Genomic DNA, 23531 nt, shown 5'->3' with positions numbered 1-23531 from the left:
ATTCGTCTCCGTTACACCTTTTCCACGTTGACCAGGAACGCCTTGAACTCTGGCGTTTGCGTATTGGCATCACCGACAAACGGCGTCAGCGTGTTGGCAATAAAGCCTTTCTTCGCCACCCCTTCGTAACCCCAGTGGATCGGGATACCTATGGTGTCGACGTCCTGGCCGTTCACCTGCAGGGTGCGGATACGTTTGGTCACCACCGCCTTGGCCTTGATAAAGCCGCGGTTGGAGCTGACCTTCACCGTATCGCCATGCTGAATGCCTTTTTTCGCCGCCAGTTTCTCGCCAATCTCCACAAACTGTTCCGGCTGCGCGATGGCGTTGAGTATCGCGTGCTTGGTCCAGTAGTGGAAATGCTCGGTCAACCGGTAAGTCGTCCCGACATACGGGAACTTGTCGGAAGTGCCCATCGCCGCCAGATCGTCCTTGAACACCCTTGCCGCCGGGTTGGAAACCACGTTCGGGTGCAGCGGGTTGGTACCGAGCGGCGTTTCAAACGGCTCGTAGTGTTCCGGGAACGGCCCTTCGGCCATTTTATCGGTGGCAAACAGACGGCCCATGCCTTCCGGTTGCATGATGAATGGCCCCACGTCGCTGCCCGGTGCGGCGGCGCTGTAGTCCGGGATATCCACCCCGCCCCACTTGGTGCCGTCCCATTCCAGCAACTGACGTTTTGGATCCCAGGGCTTGCCCTGCGGGTCAGCGGAAGCACGGTTATACAGAATGCGGCGGTTGAGCGGCCAGGCCCAGGCCCAACCCAGCGTATTGCCGAGGCCGGACGGATCGGCGTTATCGCGCCGCGCCATCTGGTTACCGGCCTGTGTCCAGCTACCGGCGAAGATCCAACAGCCGCTGGCCGTCGTGCCGTCGTCACGCAGGTGGGCAAAGGTGCTGAGCTGCTCACCTTTTTTCGCCAGCACTTTGCCGTCGGCGTCGAGAACGTCCGCCAGCGCCTTACCGTTGCTTTCCATCGCCACTTCTTCCGAAGCAGGATCTTCCGGTGTCAGGTAATCCCAGGTCATGTTCAGTACCTGCTCCGGTACTGCACCGCCGTCACGCGCATACATCTCACGCAGACGGATGAAGATGCCCGCCAGGATTTCCCCGTCGTGCTTAGCCTCGCCTGGGGCATCAGCCCCTTTCCAGTGCCATTGCAGCCAGCGCCCAGAGTTCACGATCGAACCGTTCTCTTCGGCGAAACAGCTAGACGGCAGGCGGAATACCTCGGTCTGAATCTTCGACGGATCGACGTCGTTGAACTCGCCGTGGTTCTGCCAGAAGTTGGAGGTTTCGGTATTGAGCGGATCAATGGTCACCAGGAACTTCAGTTTTGACAGTGAGGCCACCACCTTGTTCTTGTTCGGGAACGACGCCACCGGGTTGAAGCCCTGGCAGAAGTAACCGTTGACCTTGCCTTGCGACATCAGCTCGAAGTACTGCAGCACGTCGTAGCCTTTGTCCCACTTCGGCAACCAGTCAAAGCCCCAACCGTTGTCCTTCTGCGCCTTATCGCCGTAGAAGCTCTTCATCATGCTGACGAAGAATTTCGGGTAGTTGCTCCAGTAGTTCACCTGGCCCGGCAGCAACGCCTTCGGCGTATTGGCTTTCAGGTAGGTGTCGATATCGGTCTGTTTCTCCGACGGCAGCGTCATATAGCCCGGCAGGCTCTGCGACAGCAGGCCCAGGTCGGTCAGACCCTGAATGTTGGAGTGGCCACGCAACGCGTTGACGCCGCCACCCGCCATGCCCATGTTTCCGAGCAACAGCTGGATCATCGCCATGGTGCGGATGTTCTGCGAGCCAACCGAGTGCTGAGTCCAGCCCAGGGCGTACAGGAACGACGCGGTTTTATCCGCCACGCAGGTTTCGGCGATGTATTCACAGACCTTGATGAAGTCTTCGGTCGGCGTACCGCAGATATTGTTCACCACTTCCGGCGTATAGCGGCTGACGTGCTGTTTCAGCAGGTTCCACACGCAACGCGGGTCCTGCAGCGTCAGATCGCGCTTGGCAAAGCCGTTTTCATCGAACTGATAGTTCCAGGTGGTTTTATCGTACTTGCGGTTTTCCGCGTCATAACCGCTGAACAGGCCGTCTTCAAAGGTAAAGTCTTCCCGCACCAGCAGGCTGGCGTTGGTATAGGCGTGGACGTATTCGCGGTTAATCTTGTCGTTGGTCATCAGGTACAGCAACACGCCCGACAGGAAGGCAATGTCGGTCCCGGAACGGATCGGCGTGTAGAAATCCGCCACCGATGCGGTACGGGTAAAGCGCGGATCGATGACGATCAGCTTGGCTTTATTGTGTATTTTGGCTTCCATCGCCCAGCGGAACCCCACCGGATGCGCTTCCGCCGCATTACCGCCCATGACGATAATCAGATTCGCGTTCTTGATATCAACCCAGTGGTTGGTCATCGCACCGCGACCAAATGTTGGAGCAAGACTTGCTACCGTTGGTCCGTGTCAGACACGTGCTTGGTTGTCTACGGCAAGCATGCCGAGAGCGCGACTAAATTTTTGGGTTAAATAACCGGTTTCGTTACTGGAAGCGGAGGCACACAGCATGCCGGTGCTCAGCCAGCGGTTGACGGTCACGCCCTGTTCGTTAGTTTTAACGAAGTTGGCGTCACGGTCTTCCTTCATCAGCTTGGCGATGCGGGTGAAGGCGTCGTCCCAGCTCAGGCGCTGCCACTTGTCGGAACCTGGCGCGCGGTACTCCGGATACTGGAGACGGCTGGCACTGTGGATGAAGTCGACCAAACCTGCGCCTTTCGGGCAAAGCGCGCCGCGGTTGACCGGGTGATCCGGGTCGCCTTCAATGTGGAAAATGCTTTCTTTGGCGTTTTTGGCGCCATCACCAAGGCTGTACATCAACAGCCCACAGCCGACGGAACAATACGTACAGGTATTACGGGTTTCACGGGCGCGCAGCAGTTTGTACTGCCGGGTTTCCGCTAACGCCACTTCCGGGGCAAAGCCCAGAGCAGCCACCGTCGTCCCTGCCATACCGCCAGCGCAGATCTTAAAGAACTGCCTTCTGCTGACCTGCATGGGGGTCTCCTTTCACTTGCGATTGTCACATTGTTTCAAATGGCGCTTTCCCCCTGGAAGCGGGAAGCGCTAAAATTACTGTTGTTTTTACGCGGCAATATTACCACAGCGTATATGTGGTTGTTACAAACAGGTGCCACTTAAGTGAACAATATAAACCCAGACCAACATATCAATGATATCAATGAGACCTTGCTCACAGGGGTGACCCGGTCCCAGGTGTATCAACGCGGACAACTCGCCACCGCACAGCAGGATTGGCTGGCGGAAGAAGTCCCGGTCGCACTGGTCTATAACGGCATTTCTCACGTGGTGATGATGTGCACCCCCAAAGATCTGGAGGCGTTCGCCCTGGGTTTTTCCCTGTCTGAAGGCATCATCGAGTCACCGCGCGATATTTACAGTATAGAGATTAACCAAACTTGTAACGGACTGGAGGTGCAAATTGAGCTTTCCAGCCGTCGCTTTGCCGGTTTGAAAGAGCGCCGCCGTGCCATGGCGGGCCGCACCGGCTGTGGCGTGTGCGGTATCGAGCAGTTGGCAGATATTTTTCGCCCGCTGCCTGCACTGCCGTTTACCCAGACCTTTTCCCTCACCAATCTTGACTCTGCATTGAAACAACTGCGAGAAGTGCAGGAAGTTGGGCAACTGACCGGTTGCACCCATGCCGCCGCCTGGTTGTCGCCACAAGGGGAATTACTCGGCGGGTGTGAAGATGTGGGCCGTCATGTCGCCCTGGACAAGCTGCTCGGCGTACGCGCCAAACAGGGCTGGCAGCAGGGTGCGGTATTAACTTCCAGCCGCGCCAGCTATGAAATGGTGCAAAAATCCGCCATGTGCGGCGTCGAGATCCTGTTTGTGGTATCTGCCGCCACCTCACTGGCAGTGGAAATCGCCGAGCGCAGCAACCTGACGCTGGTCGGCTTCAGCAAACCCGGCCGTGCCACGGTGTTTACTCACCCGCAACGCATTGTGGATTAACCAAAGACCACAATATAAGTAGGGCATTGATAATCATTTTCAATATCATTTAAATAACTATAATGATCCGACTGCTTACGCGGTGCTCACATAATGCGCCGCCCCTATACCATTGGAGATGATGATCATGAGTTACTCACTGCCATCCCTGCCGTACGCCTACGACGCACTGGAACCGCATTTCGACAAGCAGACGATGGAAATCCATCACACCAAACATCACCAGACTTACGTTAACAACGCCAACACCGTGCTGGAAGCTTACCCAGAACTGGCTCAATACAGCGTTGAAGACCTGATCCAGGATCTGGATAAAGTGCCTGCTGACAAGCGCACTTTCATGCGTAACAACGCCGGCGGCCACGCTAACCACAGCCTGTTCTGGAAAGGCCTGAAAATCGGCACCACTCTGGGTGGCGATCTGAAAGCGGCTATCGAACGTGATTTCGGCAGCGTTGAGAAATTCCAGGAAGAGTTCGAGAAAGCCGCAGCGACCCGCTTCGGTTCAGGTTGGGCCTGGCTGGTACTGAAAGGCGACAAACTGGCTGTAGTGTCTACTGCTAACCAGGACAGCCCGCTGATGGGCGAAGCCGTTGCCGGCGCTTCAGGCTTCCCAATCGTGGGCCTGGACGTGTGGGAACACGCTTACTACCTGAAATATCAAAACAAACGTCCAGACTACATCAAGGCATTCTGGAACGTGGTTAACTGGGATGAAGCGGCAGCACGCTTCGCTGCGAAGAAGTAATTCGCCCCCAGAAATGAAGATACCCGCTTGATGCGGGTATTTTTTTGACCAAAATTCGCTAAAGTTTGACCGTTCTTTGCCGATGGTTTGTTCAATTGACGTTCGCCCGAAGGAAAGGAAAATCATTATGGCGGCATTGAAAACCTTGGCAGGAAAGTTCGTTCATCTCACCGTGGGTAAAAAGCTCGGCCTCGGATTTGGCCTGATGCTGTTGCTGACGGCGATCATCGCCGGTACCGGCGCCCAGTATCTGAATATCATCGAATCTCGCGCCAACCGCATCGATTTCAGCAACCGGCTGAACGACGAGATCAATCAGGCCAAATACAACCGTGCGCTATTCGGCCAAACCTACAAATCGGAATACCTGAAAAATAACCGCACCAATATCGAAAACGCGGTCAAGCTGATCAACCAGGGCCAAGAACTGAACTGGGATACGCAGAGCCGGAAAGATCTGCAGCGTTTGGTCGGGCTGATTGGCCAATACCAGCAGCAGCAAAACGCCTTCGAAAAGGCGGTGGCGGCAAAAGATGCCGTACGCCAAAGCTGGAACATGTCGGAAGTGCAGGACAGCCTGAACCAGGTGGAGCGGCAAATCACCAATGCTGACCTGCAACTGGCCTTTATCCAGCTGAACCAAAAGCTGACCCTGGTGCGCTACGGTGCTCGCGGCCTGTTGCTGAGCCTGAGCGCGGAGTCCGAAGCCCCGCTGGTGGCGGCCATTGACGATGCCCGCAGCGCGGCCAATGCGCTCAGTCGGCGACTCAGCGATGCTCAACGCCCCTTGCTGCAACCCCTGCTGACCGCACTAGACGACTACAAAAACCGTATCGAAGCCTACCTGCCGGCTTATCAGCAGGAACAAGCGGTCAGTCAGTTGCTGGGCAACAGTGCGCAAGAAGTCGGCACGCTGGTTAATGCCTTTATGCAGGACGAACTGACGCAAACCCATAACGACATCAATTCGGCGCAGTTGCAGATGGGTATCACCACGCTGATCGCCATTATCGCCGGATTACTGGTTGCCTGGCGCATCACGCTGCAAATAACCCGACCGCTGCAAAGCACGCTGGCGCTGGCGGAACGCATCGCCAGTGGCGATCTGCGTCAGGCGCAGACCAGTACCCGCCGCGACGAACTGGGCCAGTTATTGAACGCCGTGGCGGCCATGAGCCAGAACCTGCGCGATATGATTGAAAAAATCCAGATGGGCGTCAGCCAGGTGTCCACCGCCGCCGCCGAGATTGCCGCCGGTAACACCGATTTGTCCTCACGCACCGAACAGCAGGCCGCTGCAGTGGAAGAAACTGCCGCCAGCATGGAACAACTGACCGCCACGGTGAAGCAAAACGCCGAAAACGCCCATCATGCCAATCAGTTGTCTACCGATGCCTCGCAGACGGCCCAGCAGGGCGGCAAACTGGTGGAAAGCGTGGTCAGTACCATGCGCGATATTTCCAGCAGTTCGCAGCGGATCGCCGAAATTACCACCTTGATCAACGGCATTGCCTTCCAGACCAACATTCTGGCGCTGAATGCGGCAGTGGAAGCTGCGCGTGCCGGCGAACAGGGCCGTGGCTTCTCGGTGGTCGCCAGCGAGGTGCGCAATCTGGCGCAGCGCAGTGCCCAGGCAGCAAAAGAGATCGAAGGGCTGATTGCCGAGTCGGTCAACCGGGTACAAACCGGCACCACACTGGTGGAAAACACCGGCAATACCATGGAGCAGATCGTCCTGTCGGTCACCCACGTGCGTGACATCATGGCGGAAATTGCCGCGGCCTCCGACGAACAGACTCGGGGTATCGCCCAGATCGGCCAGGCGATTGTCGAAATGGACCACACCACCCAGCAGAACGCCGCACTGGTGGAAGAATCCGCCGCCGCCGCCGACTCGCTGGAAGAACAGGCAGAAATGCTGCTGCAGAGCGTTTCAGTATTCCGCCTGGCGGAGCATTCTGTGCCTGCCGCCGCGAAAGCCGTCGCGGCCAAAGCCCCGATCGGCAAACAACCGGCCACCCAAACCGCCGAGCAAGACAACTGGACCACCTTCTGACCCTCTCCCGCCCGAAACCTCTCGGGCGGGTTATTGTTCCCCGCTGCCAACTCGGGCTATGCTGGGCCTTCGACGCGAGACAAGGAGGCGCATATGCATCACCCAGAGGTTTACATCGGCACTATCCAACCCTACGAAGGCGGACGGCCCAGCGGCATCGCCAAGCGCCTGGTGGATGGGATCGTCAAACTGACTCCGCTCGGCCTGGAAGGCGACGAACAAGCGGAGAAAAGTTATCACGGTGGGCCTGATCGCGCGCTGTGTCACTACCCCCGTGAACATTACGAGCACTGGCGCGAACAGTTCCCGGCGCAGGCGGAACAGTTCTGCGCGCCGGCCTTCGGTGAAAATATTTCTACCCTCGGGCTGACCGAACATAACGTGTTTATGGGCGATATCTTCCGCTGGGGCGAAGCGCTGATCCAGGTCACCCAGCCGCGCTCTCCCTGCTTCAAGCTCAATTACCATTTCGATATCGACGACATTTCGGTGCTGATGCAGCAAAGCGGCCGCTGCGGTTGGCTGTACCGCGTAGTGTCCGCCGGTAAGGTCAGCGGCGATCGTCCGCTGGAACTGGCAACGCGCAATAGCGACGTCTCGGTCGCCGAGGCCATCGGCATCGCCTGGCATATGCCGTTTGATGAAGAGCAGTATCGCCGCCTGTTGGCGGTGGCCGGGCTGTCTGCCAGCTGGAGTAAAACCATGCTGACGCGCATCAGCGAAGGCCGGATCGAAGACTTTAATCGCCGCCTGCTGGGCCGCTAAAATAGACCGGTTGAAAATAAAACCTGGCGCTAACTACAGCGCTAAACATTTTCACCGGCCTATACTGTTCAGCGTCGGTCGTTCCGGCAACCTCATTCAGGCAGGAGCAAAGTTATGAACACCCCGTCTCATTCGATTCACCATGCCGCAGCCGAAGGCTACCAGGCCAACGCCGATCGTTACGTTAAAGGGCGTCCGGACTATCCGCCGGAGATAACTACCTGGCTACGCGACACCATCGGCCTGCACGCCGGTATGACGGTGATCGATCTCGGTGCCGGAACCGGCAAGTTCACTCCGCGCCTGCTGGAAACCGGTGCGCAGGTGATCGCCGTCGAACCCGTGGCCCAAATGCTGGAAAAGCTCTCGGCGGCGCTGCCGCAGGTGAAAACATTGGCGGGCACCGCGGAGTCAATCCCATTGCCGGATGAGTCGGTCGACGCCGTGGTTTGCGCGCAGTCCTTCCACTGGTTTGCCACGCCGCGTGCTTTGGCCGAAATCCAACGTATCCTCAAGCCTGGAGGCAAACTTGGCCTGGTGTGGAACATGCGCGATGCGCGCGTGAGCTGGGTGCGTAAGCTCAATCAGATTGTCGACCGTCACGAAGGCGACGCGCCGCGTTTCTACACCGGTGAATGGCGTAAACTTTTCCCGACCAAAGGATTAGAACCGCTGCAGGAACAGGTGTTTATGCTCGGCCACCAGGGCGCAGTAGAAGATGTGATTTATAACCGGGTGCGCTCCACCAGTTTTATCGCCGCCTTGCCGCTCGAGCAGCAGGAACAGGTGATCGAACAGATTCGGCAGTTGGTGGCAGAGGAAGGGGAACTGCAGGGCAAAGACACTGTGACCGTGCCCTATCAGACCAAGGCGTATTTCACCACCAAGCTTTGAAAACCGGGCGCCACAATCAACGGCGCCCCGGCAATCAGAATGCTTTTCTGGCGTAGCCGGTGACCACTTTCAGGCCCATTTCACGGCCCAGTGCGGTCATCGGATGCACTACGATCAGGCCGCGCACGTTTTTCTTCAACGTGCCCATATCCGCCTGCTCTTTCTTGGTGATTTCACGATTGAACGGCAGTTGGCTCAGCTTTTGCGCTTCAGCGCTCAGCTTCTCAACGCGCACGCCTTTCAGGCGCTCGATCTCCGCAGCCATCTTCTCTTTTTCTTTGGTGTGCTGAGCAATCAGGTCAAGATTCCCCTGTTGGATAATCAGGGTGTCTTTGTGCTTGAGTGCGTCCAGCAGGTCGCTAAGGCGCTTAATCTCTGCCTTTTCTATTTCTTTCATGGTTTCTGGCCTGTTGTGCCGATACGGCACGCTAATCAATGATGTCCACATTGTAGCAAAATGCGCGCGTGGTTACTCGTCTTGCGCAATGCCCGGCGGCAAGCCGCTCATCTCGCAGGCTTTGGCACCGACACGCGCCAGTGCCTGGCTGTAACGGGCATTAAACGGGTAGCAACAGGAAAGCCGCAACGCGTTACGATAGCGGCCACTGGGGGAATACAGCGTGCCGGGCGTCAGGCAAATCTGTTCCTCCAGCATCTGATGGAATAGCGCTACGCTGTCGACCCCGACCGGGAACTCCACCCAGAATACAAAACCGCCCGCGGGTTGTGTCGCCCGGGTACCACGTGGGAAGTGACGCGCAATCAGCGCCCGCGCCTCATCCACCTGAGCGGCGTAGCGTTTTCGCAGGTTGCGCAGATGGTGATCATAGCCGCCGGTTTCCAGAAACATCGCCAGGGTTTCCGACAGCAGCTGCGACTCGGACATCGACGACACCGCCTTCAGTTTGCGCAATGCCTCGTTAAAGCGGCCACCGCTGATCCAACCGATGCGGAAGTCCGGTGCCAGGGTCTTGGTAAAGCTGGAGCAGAACAACACCCAACCGTCGCGATCGAAAGATTTTACCGCCGGGGACAGCGCATTGCCGAATTGCAGCTCGGCGTACAACCCATCTTCAATCAAGGGCACCTGGTGATCGTTCATCAGCCGCGCCAACCGTTTTTTCGCCGCCAGCGGCATGGTGCAGCCCAGCGGGTTTTGTACCGTCGGCATGGCAATCACCGCATTCAGCCGCTTCTCATTGAGCAACAGTTCCAGCGCATCCAGCGACAGCCCGTGCTGCGGATCGGTAGGAATTTCAAGCGCCTTCAGCCCCAGGCTGGCCAGCAGCGGCAGCAGATAAAAATAGGTCGGTGATTCCAGGCCGATACAATCACCCGGTTTGGTGGTCACCCGCAGCGCCAGTTGCAGCGCCTCCATGCAGCCATGAGTCAGCGTGATATCGCCGGGCTCCAGCAGCATGCCCAGCGCCATCGAACGCCGGGTGATTTGCTGGCGCAGCCGCAGGCTGCCGGGTGGCAGCGCGTACTGGCCAATCAGATTCGGCTGACGGCGTAACTGCGACGACAGCATCCGCCCCAACTTGCCGCCGGGATAAAAATCAGAAGTCTGCGGGCAGGCCAGCGAAAGATTGGTGAACGCCGGGTTTTGCTGGGCGGCAAACACCGTGTCGATCAACGCCAGTACGTCATCCGCCGGTGGCTCTATTCGGCTGCTGGTCGGTGAAGCGGCCTTCAGCGCCGGTAAGGTGTTACACACATAAAAACCGGACTGTGGCCGTGCCTCTATCAGCCCGCGATCTTCCAGCGTGCGGTAAGCCGCCACCACGGTATTGATACTGACGCTGTGGCTCTGCGCACAGCGGCGCACCGAAGGTAAACGGCTGCCGGGTAGCAGCGTGCCGCGGCGTATGGCTTCTGCCAGCGTATCCGCCAGCTGCTGGTAGCGCGTTTCCGGCATTTCATCGAGCAAGGTCACAGTTTGTCTCCAGGTAATGGGTACAGTTTGAATTTGCCACAACTGTATCCATGACAATAGCGGGTTTTTGGTTCTGTCACCATCTGCCCGTAGGTTTTATGCTGGTTCCCTTGCTTCTTAGCCTTAAAAGGAACCCGTTATGCTGGACTCCGCCTTTATCAGTTATGTCACAGTCATGTCGATCACCCCTGGCCCCAACAACCTGCTGCTGGCCTCGTCCGGGGTCAATTTTGGGCTGCGTCGCACCCTGCCGATGGTGTTTGGCATTAGCGTCGGCTGTGCGGTGCAACTGGCCCTGACCACCACCCTGCTGGCGCTGATCCTGAGTTCGGCCGCCATGATCCGCTTTCCGTTAGCGGTGATCGGTTGCACCTACCTGCTGTGGCTATCATGGAAATTATTCAGGGCAGCCTCGCCCGACGGCAAACAACAGGCACAGCCGATGCGCTTAATCAGCGGCGCGCTGTTTCAGGCGGTGAATCCCAAAGCCTGGCTGATGGCGATTAACGTCGCCATTCTGTTCACCCCGCGAGAAGGTGCCAGCCTTGGCCATACGCTGATGATCATTGCCGGTTTCACCGCCCTGAACATTCCTTGCGTCCTGGTGTGGGCGATATTGGGCGATCGGCTGCGCGACGCGCTGCGCGTAACCTGGAAACTGCGGTTGTTTAACGGCGTCATGGCGGGGTTGATGGCAGCCACGGCACTGTGGCTGTTATTCGACGAGTGGCGCGCGGCTTTTGCTTAATTGCGGCCGAGCGGGGAAAGCCGGGACGGTTGTTTGGCACCGATACCGGCGATCAGATCGGTGACCGACAGTACCATTGTGGAACGTAACACCTGCTGGTATCGCTGACGCTGCATGGCGATCAGCGATTCTTCCGCTTCGCCGGGCTGCAGGAAGGTCGGTACCGGCGGCAGTGCAGCCACGCAATGCAGTTCGCCGAACGGCCCGAGGATTTCATCATCGACAAAACGGTATTCCGCCCCGTCGTGGTTCAGTTCTTCGCGCATCGCCATCAGCAGTTCGGCATCTTCGTATTCGTGACGTGAAATCACCCCCAGCCCATACATCAGCTTCAGGCGTACCGACAGCTCACCCAATGGACCGGCGCCGGACAATAGCGGTTCGACGGCATACTTCACCGCATAGTCATCTTTGCGGAACACCTGCACCACCAGCACGTTCAGCGCCTCCGCCAGCAGCTCTACCGCCGCGATCAGGAAACTGCGCACCGTCTTGCCTGCGTTCAGCCGTTCCAGAACCTTATTTTCAAATGCCTGTGCTTCTTCCATCGTCGCTTTTCGAATGGCCTGGGTGGCGCCGTCAATGCCGAAGTCGGGGTGTAGGGGCGCAACTTGCTGCGCCCGAAGATTCATCATATTGAATCTACTTTTGCATGGCGTTATACACAGCAACCGCCTGTTCTACAACCTCACTTTCCGCCGGCAGGCCGGAAATTTGCGCCAGCGCCGCTTTTGGCCCCAGTTTGGCCAGCAGTTCCACCAGCTCTTTGGCCTGCGGATCCTGCTCGCTGCGGTAGCTCATGGCGGCGGCAATACCCTGGATCAGGTTGGCGTGCGGCAGACCGTACTCCAGCGTGCCGAGCAGCGGCTTGATCAGGCGATCGCCGGCACTCAGCTTGCGCAGTGGCTGACGGCCCACGCGCTCCACGTCGTCTTGCAGATAGGGGTTTTCAAAGCGGCTGAGGATTTTGTCGATGTAAGCGGCGTGCTTGGCGGCGTCAAAACCGTAGCGTTTGATCAGCACCGCACCGCTCTCTTCCATCGCACCTTTCACCACCTGGCGGATCTTCGGGTCAAGAATGGCATCGCGAATGGTCTGCAAGCCGGCCTGTTGCCCAAGATAGGCGGTAATCGCATGGCCGGTATTGAGCGTGAACAACTTGCGCTCAACAAACGCCATCAGGTTATCGGTCAGTTCCATACCGGCAATCGCCGGTGGCTGGCCCTTGAACTGGGTTTGATCGACAATCCACTCGCTGAAGGTTTCTACCGTCACTTCCAGCGGATCGCTGCTGCCCGCTTCCGCTGGCGGTACAATGCGGTCAACCGCCGAATCAACGAAACCCACATGCTGTAGGGCCCATGCCTGATCTTCCTGCGGCAGGACATCAAACACGTGCTGTTTTAACTGGCTGGTGCCCCGCACCATGTTCTCACAGGCGATGATGTTCAGCGGTTGGCTATTGCCCTGCTGGTGACGCTTGCTCAGCCCTTTGGCGATAGTCCCGGCAATTTTAGCCAGGATCTGCGGACCCACGGCGGTGGTCACGATATCCGCTTCGGCGATCAGCGCAACCGCCTCTTCACTGCCGCTGTTCACTGCGCTGACGTTGTTGACCTGTTCGACCCTGGCCTGTTCGCCGACCACGTGCACCTGATAACTTTTGCGGCTGTTCAGCAGGTCCAGCACCGTCTGGTTGACGTCGGCAAAGGTCAGTTCGGCCTGCGCGTCCGCCAGCAGCTTGCCGATAAAACCACGGCCAATATTTCCCGCACCGAAATGTAATGCTTTCATATTCCTACCTTTCTAATGTCGAAGGGTGCAGCAAGCTGCACCCCTTAAAATGATTCTGTTATCCGCGTTTTTTGCCGCCCAGCAGATCCAGCACTTCCTGCACGCTGCTGGTATTCGCCAGCCGCTCGATGACGCCGTCGTCATCCAACGCATTGGTCAGGCTGGTGATCACCTGGATATGTTCGTTATTGCGGGCGGCAATACCGATGACCAGCCGCGCCACCTCGTCCTCTTCATCACCGAAACGCACGCCCTGCGGGTATTGGCAGAACACCACGCCGGTGCGCAGTACCCGGTCTTTGGCTTCGATGGTGCCGTGCGGCACGGCGATCGACTCGCCCAGATAGGTGGAGGTCAGTTTCTCGCGCTCCAGCATCGCAGGAACGTATTCCGGCTCAACGTAGCCGCCCTTGACCAACTGTTCGCCGGCGAAGCGGATCGCCTGTTCTTTGTCGCTGGCCTGCAGGTTAAGGAACACGTTGTTTTCGCTCAGTCTGAACAAGTTTTGCTCGCTCGCTTCAAAGCTGTCGTCCAGCGTGCTGATGACTTTCTGTTGGTTGTCGGTGGTCTTATTGGCCGCCACCAAGCGCTCGGTCAGATCGCTGTACAGCTTGCTGTCGAGGAAGTTGGTCAGCGAGATATGCTGGGCCTGAGGCGCATGCCGCATCGCTCGCTCGGTCAGGTCGCGGTGAGTGATCACCAAATCCACGTCGTCCGGCAGGCTGTTGATAGCGCTATTGGTCACTGAAATATTTTTCAGGCCTGCATCTGCCACTTTCTTGCGCAGCACACCGGCACCCATCGCGCTGGAGCCCATACCTGCATCACAGGCAACGATGATTTTACGCACCGTGGTCAGATCGCCATCGACCGCTGCATGAGCCGCCGCGCCGCCTTTAGACTGCGACTTCATTTCTTGCATACGGCGAGTCGCCTCTTCCAGATCGTCCTCTTCTTTCACTTTTGAGGTTTTCAGCAGGAAGCCCGCGACCACAAACGACACCACAAAGGCCGCACCGATAGCCGCCAGGTTAGCGAAATAAGCGCCCTTCGGCGTCATCGCCAGCACCGCCAGAATCGAACCCGGTGAAGCCGGAGAAACCAGACCGCCGTGCAACATGGTCAGGGTGAATACGCCGGTCATGCCACCCAGGATCACCGCCAACAGCAGACGTGGGTTCATCAGCACGTACGGGAAGTAGATTTCGTGGATACCACCGAAGAAGTGGATGATCGCAGCACCACCGGCAGACTGCTTGGCACTGCCGCGGCCAAAGAACATGTAGGCCATCAGCACGCCCAAACCCGGGCCTGGGTTGGCTTCGATCAGGAAGAAGATGGATTTGCCGGTTTCGGTCGCCTGCTGGATACCCAGCGGTGAGAAGATACCGTGGTTAATCGCGTTGTTGAGGAACAGGATTTTCGCCGGTTCCACGAAGATTGACGCCAACGGCAACAGGTTGTTGGTCACCATGATGTTCACGCCGGTAGCCAGGATATGCGACAAGCCTTCGACCAGCGGACCAATCGCCATAAACGACAGGATAGCCAGCAGCATACCGATAATGCCGGCGGAGAAGTTGTTCACCAACATCTCAAAACCGCTTTTGATTTTGCCGTCTACCCAGCGGTCAAAATGCTTGATCGCCCAGCCGCCCAGCGGGCCGGCAATCATCGCACCGAGGAACATCGGCATGTCTGCACCGACAATCACGCCCATGGTAGTGATGGCACCGACCACGCCGCCGCGATCGCCCCCCACCAGACGGCCACCGGTGAAACCGATCAGCAGCGGCAGCAGGTAAGTGATCATCGGGCCAACCAACTTGGCTAAGGTTTCGTTCGGCAGCCAACCGGTAGGAATGAATAACGCGGTGATGATACCCCAGGCGATAAATGCGCCAATGTTGGGCATCACCATGTTGCTTAAGAAGCGGCCAAAGTTCTGAACTTTGACTTTGATGTCTGGTGAAAACATAAAACACACCCCTATTGTTACGCGCTGACAATAGAGCGCGTGATTATTGTTGTTACGATCCAGCTGTGTTGTGGCTGTATGCGAAATGGACTCTATCACGCTGTTTTTACCGTGCGAACTTCACGGATTTTTTGTGATGCAGATCACCAACAACACCCCATCCAATAGGCATTTATAGTGATATACATCACATTTAATCGGTGTAGAAAAAATACAACGCGCCAAATTCGCCCTAAAATCCCGACATAATGCGACTTTGATCACATTTTCATATTGCGTGTTTGTTTTTAAATTGTGACATCAATCACAATTTATTTGCTGATGGCTACCGGATCCTGGCCTGGGGGTGTTCTTCCCTGTGAGCATTCATCCCGTCGGGAAATAACAGTGCGATGAATGAAAGAAAACTACATGTCGGAAAAAGGTGATTAATTGAAGTGTAGTACAGAAGCGACGCGCAAGAAGTGAGCAAGTGATTGGAAAGACAGGGAGGGAACAGCTGAAGGGAAATAGCAGAAGCCGGAATACCGGCTTCTGCATTGACACTATTACTGGGTGACGCTTGAGACGGTTTTCTGTGCGTTCAGTAAATCCTGCTGCTTGGCGACCAGATTCGACATCATGGTGTTGTACTGCGTTGCCTGCTGGGAAGTACGGAATTGCACGCCGTTATTGTTAAAGCTCACCTGATTACCCTGTGTACGCAGGAAATCCCCAACCTGCACCAGATCCTGAACGAAACTGGCGGTAGCAGGAATAACCGGCATCAGCGCATTGGCCGGCCCGGTGACAATCTTGTCGTAGGCCTGGTTATACACGGCTTTCAGATCGTCAGGTTGCTTCAACGTTGCCCGGGCGGTATCCGCCTGTGACTTGGCTGACTGGATCTGCTGCCCCAGCAGGTTCAGCGCCCCAACGGACTGTTGCAACGAATCGCGCTTGCTCATGTAGTCCTGTGCGGTGCGGATCTGGTTGATTTGATCCAACGCCGGCGTCAGGCTGGCGTCCAGTGACTTGGACAACTGCTGTGAAAAGCCGACCAAAATAGCGTAATCACCGGCATAGTTGCCGAACTTCTGTTTCTGATCTTCGCTCAGCGTCGGGATTTTCGCGCCGCTGCGCATCACCGTATTCTGTATGTAATCAATAAACGCCTTGCGTTGTTCCGGCTCTTTATCGCCGCAAGCAGTCAGCTGCATGACCACCAACAATGCCAATACCGGGGCCAACCAACGCGCGAAATTCCTGCTCTGGATCCCTACCGCCATGTGACATAACTCCTGTTATAAACCTGCTTTTTCATCGGACTCCGTCCCTTTTGCTGCACTCCCTGCGCCTATAAGAATAGATCAACTGAGTGCGATCCGATACGCGATTCACCTTTCGGGGCTTATTCTTCGGTGAAAGGGAAGTAATAGCGATACCTGAAACCAGGTCGAACATGATTTGAGAGCGCTGAAATCAAGCCCTACCCCCCAAGTCAGCCCCCAAGTCCCCCCCCAAGTCGGTGAGCTATTGGCAGCGTTAAAAGAAACAGGTTTGACACAAAACCGCCCACTGCGCCGACAGCAATAAAAAAGGCGCCCTGAGGCGCCTTTTCACAGCAGAACCGCTTATTGCAGCACGGAGATATCCGCGACCTGCAGGAACAGCTCACGCAGCTTGCTCAGCAGCGTCAGACGGTTCACACGTACCGCTTCGTCTTCTGCCATCACCATCACGTTGTCGAAGAACGCATCGACCGGCTCACGCAGGTCTGCCAGCTCCACCAGCGCATCCTGATAGTTGCCTGCCGCAAAATACGGCTCCAGCTTATCGCGCAGTACCACCAGATGGGTCGCCAGTTGGATCTCAGCCGCTTCTTTCAATACCGAGGCGTGTACACGATCATTAAGCGTATCGGTAGATTTGGCCAGGATATTGGAAACGCGTTTGTTGGCCGCAGCCAGCGCAGCTGCCGCTTCCAGGGTACGGAAGTGGGTCACCGCTTTGACTCGCGCATCGAAGTCCGCCGGTTTGGTCGGACGACGTGCCAACACCGCCTGAATGGTGTCGACCGCGTGGCCTTCTTCCTGATACCAGGCGCGGAAACGGCCCAGCATAAACTCGACGACCTCGTCGACCACCTTGGCGTTGGTCAGCTTGCTGCCGTACAGGCGCACGGCCTCTTCGGTCAGGGTCTGCAGATCCAGCGTCAGGTTTTTCTCAACGATAATACGCAGCACGCCCAGCGCAGCACGGCGCAGTGCAAACGGGTCTTTATCGCCTTTCGGATGTTGCCCGATGCCGAAAATACCGGCCAGGGTGTCCATCTTGTCGGCGATCGCCAGCGAACAGGCCACCAGCGACTCCGGCAGTGCATCACCGGCAAAGCGCGGCTGGTACTGTTCGTTCAGCGCAACCGCCACGTCTTCAGCTTCGCCGTCATGACGCGCGTAGTGCATGCCCATCACGCCCTGGGTGTCGGTGAATTCGAAGACCATGTTGGTCATCAGATCGCACTTCGACAGCAGGCCCGCACGGGTAGCGTGGTTAACGTCAGCACCAATCTGACCGGCAACCCAGCCCGCCAGCGCCTGAATACGGTCGGTCTTGTCGCGCAGGGTGCCCAGTTGCTGTTGGAACAGCACGGTTTCCAGACGCGGCAGGTTATCTTCCAGACGTTTTTTGCGATCGGTGTTGAAGAAGAACTCGGCATCAGCCAGACGCGGACGCACTACCTTCTCGTTACCGGAAATAATCTGCTGCGGATCTTTGGATTCGATATTGGCCACGAAGATAAAGTTCGGCAGCAGTTTGCCCGCGGCGTCATACACCGGGAAATACTTCTGGTCGCCTTTCATGGTGTACACCAGCGCTTCCGCCGGCACCGCCAGGAATTTCTCTTCGAACTTGGCGGTCAACACCACCGGCCATTCCACCAGCGAGGCCACTTCTTCCAGCAGGCTTTCGCTCAGATCGGCCTTGCCGCCAATGGTCGAAGCAGCCAGCTCGGCGTCACGCTTGATCATTGCCTTACGGGTTTCGTAATCGGCGATCACCTTACCGCGCTCCAGCAGGATCTGCGGATATTGGTCGGCATTGTCGATAGTGAATTCCGCTTCACCCATGAAACGGTGGCCGCGAACCGTACGGGCAGAATCGATGCCCAGCACGGTGCCCGGGATCAGTTCCGCACCCAACAGCATCGTCACGGTGTGCACCGGACGCACAAACTGCACGTCGGAATCGCCCCAGCGCATCAGTTTCGGGATCGGCAGCTTGGCCAGAGAATTGCTGACCATGCCCGCCAGCAGCGCTTGCGCGGATTGGCCTTTAACATGGGCGCGATACAGCAGCCATTCACCTTTGTCGGTCGCCAGGCGTTCGGCCTGATCGACGGTAATACCGCAACCGCGTGCCCAACCTTCGGCCGCCTTGCTTGGCTTGCCTTCGGCGTCAAACGCCTGGGCAATGGCCGGACCGCGTTTTTCGACTTCGCGATCGGCCTGTGCAGCGCTCAAATTGGCCACTTTCAGCGCCAGGCGGCGCGGAGCGGCAAACCAGCTCACTTCGCCGTGTTCGAGGTTGGCGCTATCGAGCTCGGCGGTAAAATTCGCGGCAAAAGCTTCTGCCAGTGAACGAAGAGCCTTCGGCGGCAGCTCTTCCGTGCCGATTTCCACCAGGAAAGTCTGTTGAGTCATGGCTGCCTCTTAGCTCTTGTTCTTTTTGCACATTGGGAAGCCCAGCGCTTCGCGAGAAGCGTAGTAGGCCTCGGCAACGGCTTTGGTCAGCGTGCGGATACGCAGAATATAACGCTGACGCTCGGTCACCGAGATCGCCTTGCGCGCATCCAACAGGTTGAAGGTGTGGCCGGCCTTCAGAATACGTTCATAAGCCGGCAGCGGCAGTGGTTTCTCCAGCGCCAGCAGCGACTGGGCTTCTTTCTCGTACTGCTCAAAGCAGGAGAACAGGAAGTCCACGTCGGCGTATTCGAAGTTGTAAGTGGACTGCTCCACTTCGTTCTGATGGAACACGTCGCCATAGGTGGTCACACCCAGCGGGCCGTCGCTCCACACCAGATCGTAGACGCTGTCCACGCCCTGGATATACATCGCCAGACGTTCCAGACCGTAGGTGATCTCGCCGGTTACCGGTTTGCACTCCATGCCGCCGACCTGCTGGAAGTAAGTGAACTGCGTCACTTCCATGCCGTTCAGCCACACTTCCCAGCCCAGGCCCCAGGCGCCAAGCGTCGGGTTTTCCCAGTTATCTTCTACGAAGCGGATATCGTGAATGGTCGGATCCAGACCCAGCTCTTTCAACGAGCCCAGGTACAGTTCCTGAATGTTGTCCGGCGATGGCTTAATCACCACCTGGAACTGGTAATAGTGTTGCAGACGGTTTGGGTTTTCACCGTAGCGGCCGTCGGTCGGGCGGCGGGACGGCTGCACGTAGGCGGTGGCCATTGGCTCCGGCCCCAGTGCGCGCAGGCACGTCATCGGGTGTGAGGTTCCCGCGCCGACTTCCATGTCCAATGGTTGAACGATGGTGCAGCCCTGGCGCGCCCAATAGTCCTGCAGTGTCAGGATCAGGCCCTGAAAGGTCTTGGTATCAAACTTTTGCATGTTGAATTCGCACGCGATACAAGTGGATTTAAATGGGATGCGCCAGTATACCCGTTGACCGTAAGATATACAGCCCGAATCCGGTAACAAGTGCGAATCATCAAAGAAGCGCGGTGTTTTTACGCACTGAAATGGGGCAAATGCGCCTGCATGGCACGGTTTCCCCCTGCGAATACACCACGGCCCCCCGCCCTCCATGATCTCCGAGACTGGCACCAACCTTGCTAGCGTCCTGATAACCAACATTTCAGGAGGTTCGCTGATGACTACCGCCTTAACCGACAGCCGCTATCGCTACCGTATTTTCGCCATGGTGTTCTTTATTGCGCTGATCAACTACGTCGATCGCGGTGCGCTATCCTTCGCCGCCAACGATATCTCCCGAGAATTCAACTTCAACAAGGCACAACTGGGCGCCGTACTCGGCTACTTCGGCTTTGGCTATTTGTTCGGTTCGCTGTGCGGCGGTTTTCTGGCCGACCGCGTCGGCACCAAAAAGGTCTGGCTGATCGCCGGGGCGCTGTGGTCGCTGCTGGAGATCGCCACCGCCTGGGCGGGCGAACTGGGGGTAGCACTGTTTGGAGGGTCGGCGATCATGGGTTTCGCCGCGCTGCGTATCATGTTCGGTTTTGCCGAAGGTCCGGCCTATGCGCTGATGAACAAAACCATCGCCAACTGGGCACCGCGCAAGGAGCGTGGGTTTTCGCTGGGCATCGGCCTGCTGAGCACTCAGGTGGGGTCACTGCTGACCGCACCGCTGGCCGTGGGGCTGCTGCTGCTGACCGATGACTGGCGCAGCATGTTTATGCTGCTGGGTCTGTTCTCGCTGATCGCCATTCTGCTGTTTGCCCGTTTCTTCACTGACACGCCGGAGGAGCACCCTGAAGTCAACGCCGTCGAACTGGCGGCCATTAGTGCCGATCAGGACGCAGACAGCCAGCAACCACGCCTGCCGTGGTGGGCATTCTTTACCAACCGCACGCTGGTGTTTAACGCCCTGGGTTACTTCTCTTTCCTCTATGTCACCTTTGTGCTGGTGACCTGGGGCCCCAAATACCTGCAAGACACCTTTAATTACGATCTGCACTCGCTGTGGTATGTGGCGATGATCCCGTGGAGCGGAGCCTGTTTCACCGTTCTGCTCGGCGGCCGCATCGCCGACGCGCTGCTACGACGCTTTGGCAACCTGCGGCTGGCGCGCAACCTGTTCGCGGCAGTCACCTTGCTGCTGACCGCCACCTGTTTCCTGCTGATCCCCTTTATGAGCACGCCGACCGAAATCATTCTGCTGATGACGCTGGGTAACGCGCTGAATGCGCTGGTGAATAATGTGTATTGGTCGGTGGTGATCGACGTCACGCCCAAGGCTTCGGTGGGTGCCTACAGCGGCATGACGCTGGCGATCGCCAATATTGCCTCGATCACCGCCCCAATGCTGAGCGGCTGGCTGGCACAACACCACGGTTATGGCGCGATGTTCTTCGCCACCGCCGTGGTGTCCTTCTGCAGCATGCTGTGCATGACCCTGCTACAGCCGGAAAGAAAGATAGTGGCCGACAGCTCGCCGCACCACCGAGGTATTCAGCACGCAGCGCAGCGATAACAACAAAACCATGAGGCAAGGATGCCGTCAGGTTAGCGTCTTTCGAATTAAGTTAACTTCTGTACCTGCAGACAATAACATTTCTATTATTCACAGAATTGATAACATACCGACAATAATCGTGCTTAAAAAGACATCCTCATGTGAAACATTCCAAGAGATGATTCGCAAAAAAAAATGTGATTGTTAAAATAACAATCATCACATAAAAGAAACACTTTATTATAAAAACCAATCATCAATTATTTACCTCACAGGCTAAAAATTTACTTGCCGACTTGACTCTGGTAGGATTGTCTACCGCACCCCAGCATTGTCGTAAGACGAAATTAAATTTAAAATTCGATTATGGAAGATGTAGAAATGATAGAAATCTTTGATGTGGATTACAATCTACTGTCGGATAACCGTTCTAAAGAATTATTCTCTTTAAGAAAGAGGACATTTAAAGACCGTCTCAACTGGATTGTTAATTGCGAAAACAATATGGAATTTGACGAGTATGATAACAATCATACTACGTACCTTTTTGGTATGTATGAAAATATGGTAGTCTGCAGTCTGCGATTTATAGAAACAAAATACAACAATATGATTACTGGCACGTTTAAATCCTATTTTAATAAAATAGAACTTCCTGAAGGTAACTTTGTTGAGGCCAGTAGGCTTTTTATCGATAAGGGACGTGTGCAGGCGATGAAATTACAAAATGAACCGATCAGTTCACTACTTTTTTTATCTATGATCAATTATGCAAGAAATTATGATTACCAAGGGATTTATGCAATCATCAGCCATCCCATGCTGATTATCTTCCAAAGATCCGGTTGGGAAATTACAGTAGTCGAGCAAGGGCAATCAGAGAAAAACCAGCGAATTTACCTGATTTACATGCCGGTTGACGATCGCAACCAGCAGATATTGGTCGATCGCATCAACTTGGCCCACCCTGGCTTAACCCCGGACCGCGATGCCTGGCCATTAACCTTCCGTGTCAGGAAGCACGGGTCTGATCAGCTGTAGTTCAACGCCTAGCCTGATAGCATGTTTGGCGTTGGTAACGCCTAATTTTTTGACGGCATTACCAATATGATATTTTATTGTGGTGAGCTTGATCCCCAGGATGAGCGCAATCTCCTGATAGGATTTACCCATGCTTGCCCAGTAAATTATCTCATTCTCTCGCTTCGAGAATATTCCTTTATTGTTCATTTTGTCAAAGTAGGTAGGGCTATTAATTTCCTTGTAAAATGCAGTGAGCTTATCATGAGTAGTAATTAGCAGCATTTGAAGTTTGTCTTGGTTGGCTATTATTCTTTCTTCTATATTATAGTCGCAATGTTTATCAATCATAATAGAAAGCACCACCAAATTATGATTATGATCGTGCAGCACAAATGTATAGCCATTAACTACATTGTAATTCTTAGCCATATCAAAAATTCTTGGCAATTTTAACCCTGGATCAATCATTATATTTTCATCCCAGGAGAACGGAGTAATACGGCGCGAAGCAGTAATAAGAACCGGGTCGATAAATTGATAGTTATTTTCTGTATAAAATTCAAACCATTCAGTTCCGTTCGAAATAATCGCAAAGTTCGCCGGATTTCTTTTATTCATTATGGCATAAGCGTACTTCACGTTACTATACTCGCTAAGTTTACCTTCCAAATCATTTTTTATGGTGGTGTTGATGGTTTCATCATTGAAGAATGAATTTGACACTGAACCCTCTCCTTAAAAAATAAAAATCCTTAGCTAATAAAAATTATAACATAAAAATTGCTGGCGGCATAACTGATAAAAAGTCAGGTTAAATTATTAAAATCGACAACAAAAATTATCTATACAATATAAATAATCACGGATTGGGATTTATTTATATTAATAAGCGCCATTTAGCCTCATAAAGGATAGGTAAAAAAGGAAAATATCGTGGTTATCTTCAAAAAATTTCAGATACATGTCATGTTAATTTTAATTACAAAATAAACAAAAACACTACATACGGAGTGAGGAGTTACGAGCAAGTACGGAGGAAGACACACGATTCGCCATCAGAGGAAAAAACCAATAACTTCCTCACCCCATCAAATGACAGGGTGAAAGAAAGAAATTGACAATCAAAATATATAAAACAATAATATTTAAAATTGTTTCCCTGGTGTTGGCCAAATTGGCTATCTGATCCTGATTCAGGATCAGTTTTTTTTATGTGTGTCTTGTTTTTCTGAGATAACAATAAAGTTTTTTAAACTCGAATGATAGTTGTACTAAAGTACAGTCAAATACTGTATTTCATCATGCAAAGAGCGAAAATTATCGCATTATAACGTTGATTCCCCCCACTCAGTGCCAT

The 23531-nt window shown here is 55.1% G+C and carries 18 protein-coding genes; 8 read left to right on the top strand and 10 right to left on the bottom strand.

Annotated elements, in window-relative coordinates; all coding sequences use genetic code 11:
- Positions 1 to 11: 11 nt before the first annotated feature.
- Positions 12 to 3059: a formate dehydrogenase-N subunit alpha gene (gene fdnG / locus M2406_RS22160; RefSeq protein ID WP_115183484.1), complete on the bottom strand. Its 3048-nt coding sequence runs from the start codon at positions 3057 to 3059 to the stop codon at positions 12 to 14.
- A 171-nt stretch (positions 3060 to 3230) separates the two neighbouring features.
- Between fdnG and fdhD the strand changes: the two genes are divergently transcribed.
- The 5 genes from fdhD (at position 3231) to M2406_RS22135 (ending at position 8503) form a co-directional block, all read left to right on the top strand.
- Positions 3231 to 4040: a formate dehydrogenase accessory sulfurtransferase FdhD gene (gene fdhD / locus M2406_RS22155; protein WP_240780391.1), complete on the top strand. Its 810-nt coding sequence runs from the start codon at positions 3231 to 3233 to the stop codon at positions 4038 to 4040.
- A 127-nt stretch (positions 4041 to 4167) separates the two neighbouring features.
- The gene (gene sodA / locus M2406_RS22150; RefSeq protein WP_012004554.1) at positions 4168 to 4788 is read left to right on the top strand and encodes a superoxide dismutase [Mn]; all 621 of its coding nucleotides are present in this window, start codon (positions 4168 to 4170) and stop codon (positions 4786 to 4788) included.
- Positions 4789 to 4915: 127 nt separating this feature from the next.
- Positions 4916 to 6844, top strand: coding sequence for a methyl-accepting chemotaxis protein (locus tag M2406_RS22145; protein WP_259191391.1), 1929 nt, complete (start codon positions 4916 to 4918; stop codon positions 6842 to 6844).
- A 93-nt stretch (positions 6845 to 6937) separates the two neighbouring features.
- Entirely contained in the window at positions 6938 to 7609 is a 672-nt protein-coding gene (gene yiiM / locus M2406_RS22140) for a 6-hydroxyaminopurine reductase (RefSeq protein WP_012004552.1), read from the top strand.
- Between the two features lie 114 nt (positions 7610 to 7723).
- Positions 7724 to 8503, top strand: a complete 780-nt coding sequence (locus M2406_RS22135; RefSeq protein ID WP_012004551.1) for a class I SAM-dependent methyltransferase — start codon at positions 7724 to 7726, stop codon at positions 8501 to 8503.
- A gap of 34 nt (positions 8504 to 8537) precedes the next feature.
- Here the strand turns inward: M2406_RS22135 and M2406_RS22130 are convergent, their stop codons facing one another.
- Together M2406_RS22130 and M2406_RS22125 are read right to left on the bottom strand one after the other, a co-directional pair.
- Positions 8538 to 8900 carry a YibL family ribosome-associated protein gene (locus M2406_RS22130; protein ID WP_017891171.1) on the bottom strand — a complete coding sequence of 121 codons (363 nt, stop codon included), beginning with the start codon at positions 8898 to 8900 and terminating at the stop codon, positions 8538 to 8540.
- A 72-nt stretch (positions 8901 to 8972) separates the two neighbouring features.
- Positions 8973 to 10439, bottom strand: a complete 1467-nt coding sequence (locus M2406_RS22125; protein ID WP_012004549.1) for a PLP-dependent aminotransferase family protein — start codon at positions 10437 to 10439, stop codon at positions 8973 to 8975.
- A 139-nt stretch (positions 10440 to 10578) separates the two neighbouring features.
- On the opposite strand from M2406_RS22125, the gene M2406_RS22120 reads away from it, so the two are divergent.
- Entirely contained in the window at positions 10579 to 11187 is a 609-nt protein-coding gene (locus M2406_RS22120; RefSeq protein ID WP_012004548.1) for a LysE family translocator, read from the top strand.
- Here M2406_RS22120 and M2406_RS22115 read toward each other — a convergent pair.
- From M2406_RS22115 to glyQ, 6 genes are all read right to left on the bottom strand, one after another.
- On the bottom strand, positions 11184 to 11735 hold the full coding sequence (locus M2406_RS22115; RefSeq protein WP_012004547.1) for an MltR family transcriptional regulator: 552 nt from the start codon (positions 11733 to 11735) through the stop codon (positions 11184 to 11186). The genes M2406_RS22120 and M2406_RS22115 overlap by 4 nt on opposite strands.
- A gap of 94 nt (positions 11736 to 11829) precedes the next feature.
- Complete coding sequence (locus M2406_RS22110) at positions 11830 to 12981, bottom strand: mannitol-1-phosphate 5-dehydrogenase (protein ID WP_112363455.1); 1152 nt, start codon at positions 12979 to 12981, stop codon at positions 11830 to 11832.
- 58 nt (positions 12982 to 13039) lie between these two features.
- On the bottom strand, positions 13040 to 14959 hold the full coding sequence (locus tag M2406_RS22105) for a PTS mannitol transporter subunit IICBA (protein ID WP_259191388.1): 1920 nt from the start codon (positions 14957 to 14959) through the stop codon (positions 13040 to 13042).
- Between the two features lie 548 nt (positions 14960 to 15507).
- Positions 15508 to 16227, bottom strand: a complete 720-nt coding sequence (locus tag M2406_RS22100) for a DUF3053 domain-containing protein (protein WP_012004544.1) — start codon at positions 16225 to 16227, stop codon at positions 15508 to 15510.
- A 345-nt stretch (positions 16228 to 16572) separates the two neighbouring features.
- On the bottom strand, positions 16573 to 18642 hold the full coding sequence (gene glyS / locus M2406_RS22095; RefSeq protein ID WP_112363456.1) for a glycine--tRNA ligase subunit beta: 2070 nt from the start codon (positions 18640 to 18642) through the stop codon (positions 16573 to 16575).
- 9 nt (positions 18643 to 18651) lie between these two features.
- Positions 18652 to 19566: a glycine--tRNA ligase subunit alpha gene (glyQ, locus tag M2406_RS22090; RefSeq protein ID WP_012004542.1), complete on the bottom strand. Its 915-nt coding sequence runs from the start codon at positions 19564 to 19566 to the stop codon at positions 18652 to 18654.
- A gap of 262 nt (positions 19567 to 19828) precedes the next feature.
- Between glyQ and M2406_RS22085 the strand changes: the two genes are divergently transcribed.
- Entirely contained in the window at positions 19829 to 21169 is a 1341-nt protein-coding gene (locus tag M2406_RS22085; RefSeq protein WP_259191387.1) for an MFS transporter, read from the top strand.
- A gap of 363 nt (positions 21170 to 21532) precedes the next feature.
- Positions 21533 to 22192: an acyl-homoserine-lactone synthase gene (locus tag M2406_RS22080; RefSeq protein WP_041418424.1), complete on the top strand. Its 660-nt coding sequence runs from the start codon at positions 21533 to 21535 to the stop codon at positions 22190 to 22192.
- Here the strand turns inward: M2406_RS22080 and M2406_RS22075 are convergent.
- Positions 22151 to 22897 (bottom strand): LuxR family transcriptional regulator, encoded by a 747-nt coding sequence (locus M2406_RS22075; RefSeq protein WP_115183488.1) that lies wholly within the window; start codon positions 22895 to 22897, stop codon positions 22151 to 22153. The two genes, M2406_RS22080 and M2406_RS22075, sit on opposite strands and share 42 nt — an antisense overlap.
- Between the last annotated feature and the right edge of the window lie 634 nt (positions 22898 to 23531).

It is taken from the genome of Serratia sp. BIGb0163 (assembly GCF_024809935.1).
In the GTDB taxonomy this organism is placed as follows: Bacteria; Pseudomonadota; Gammaproteobacteria; order Enterobacterales; family Enterobacteriaceae; genus Serratia; species Serratia quinivorans.
This window is presented reverse-complemented; position numbering and strand designations above follow the sequence as displayed.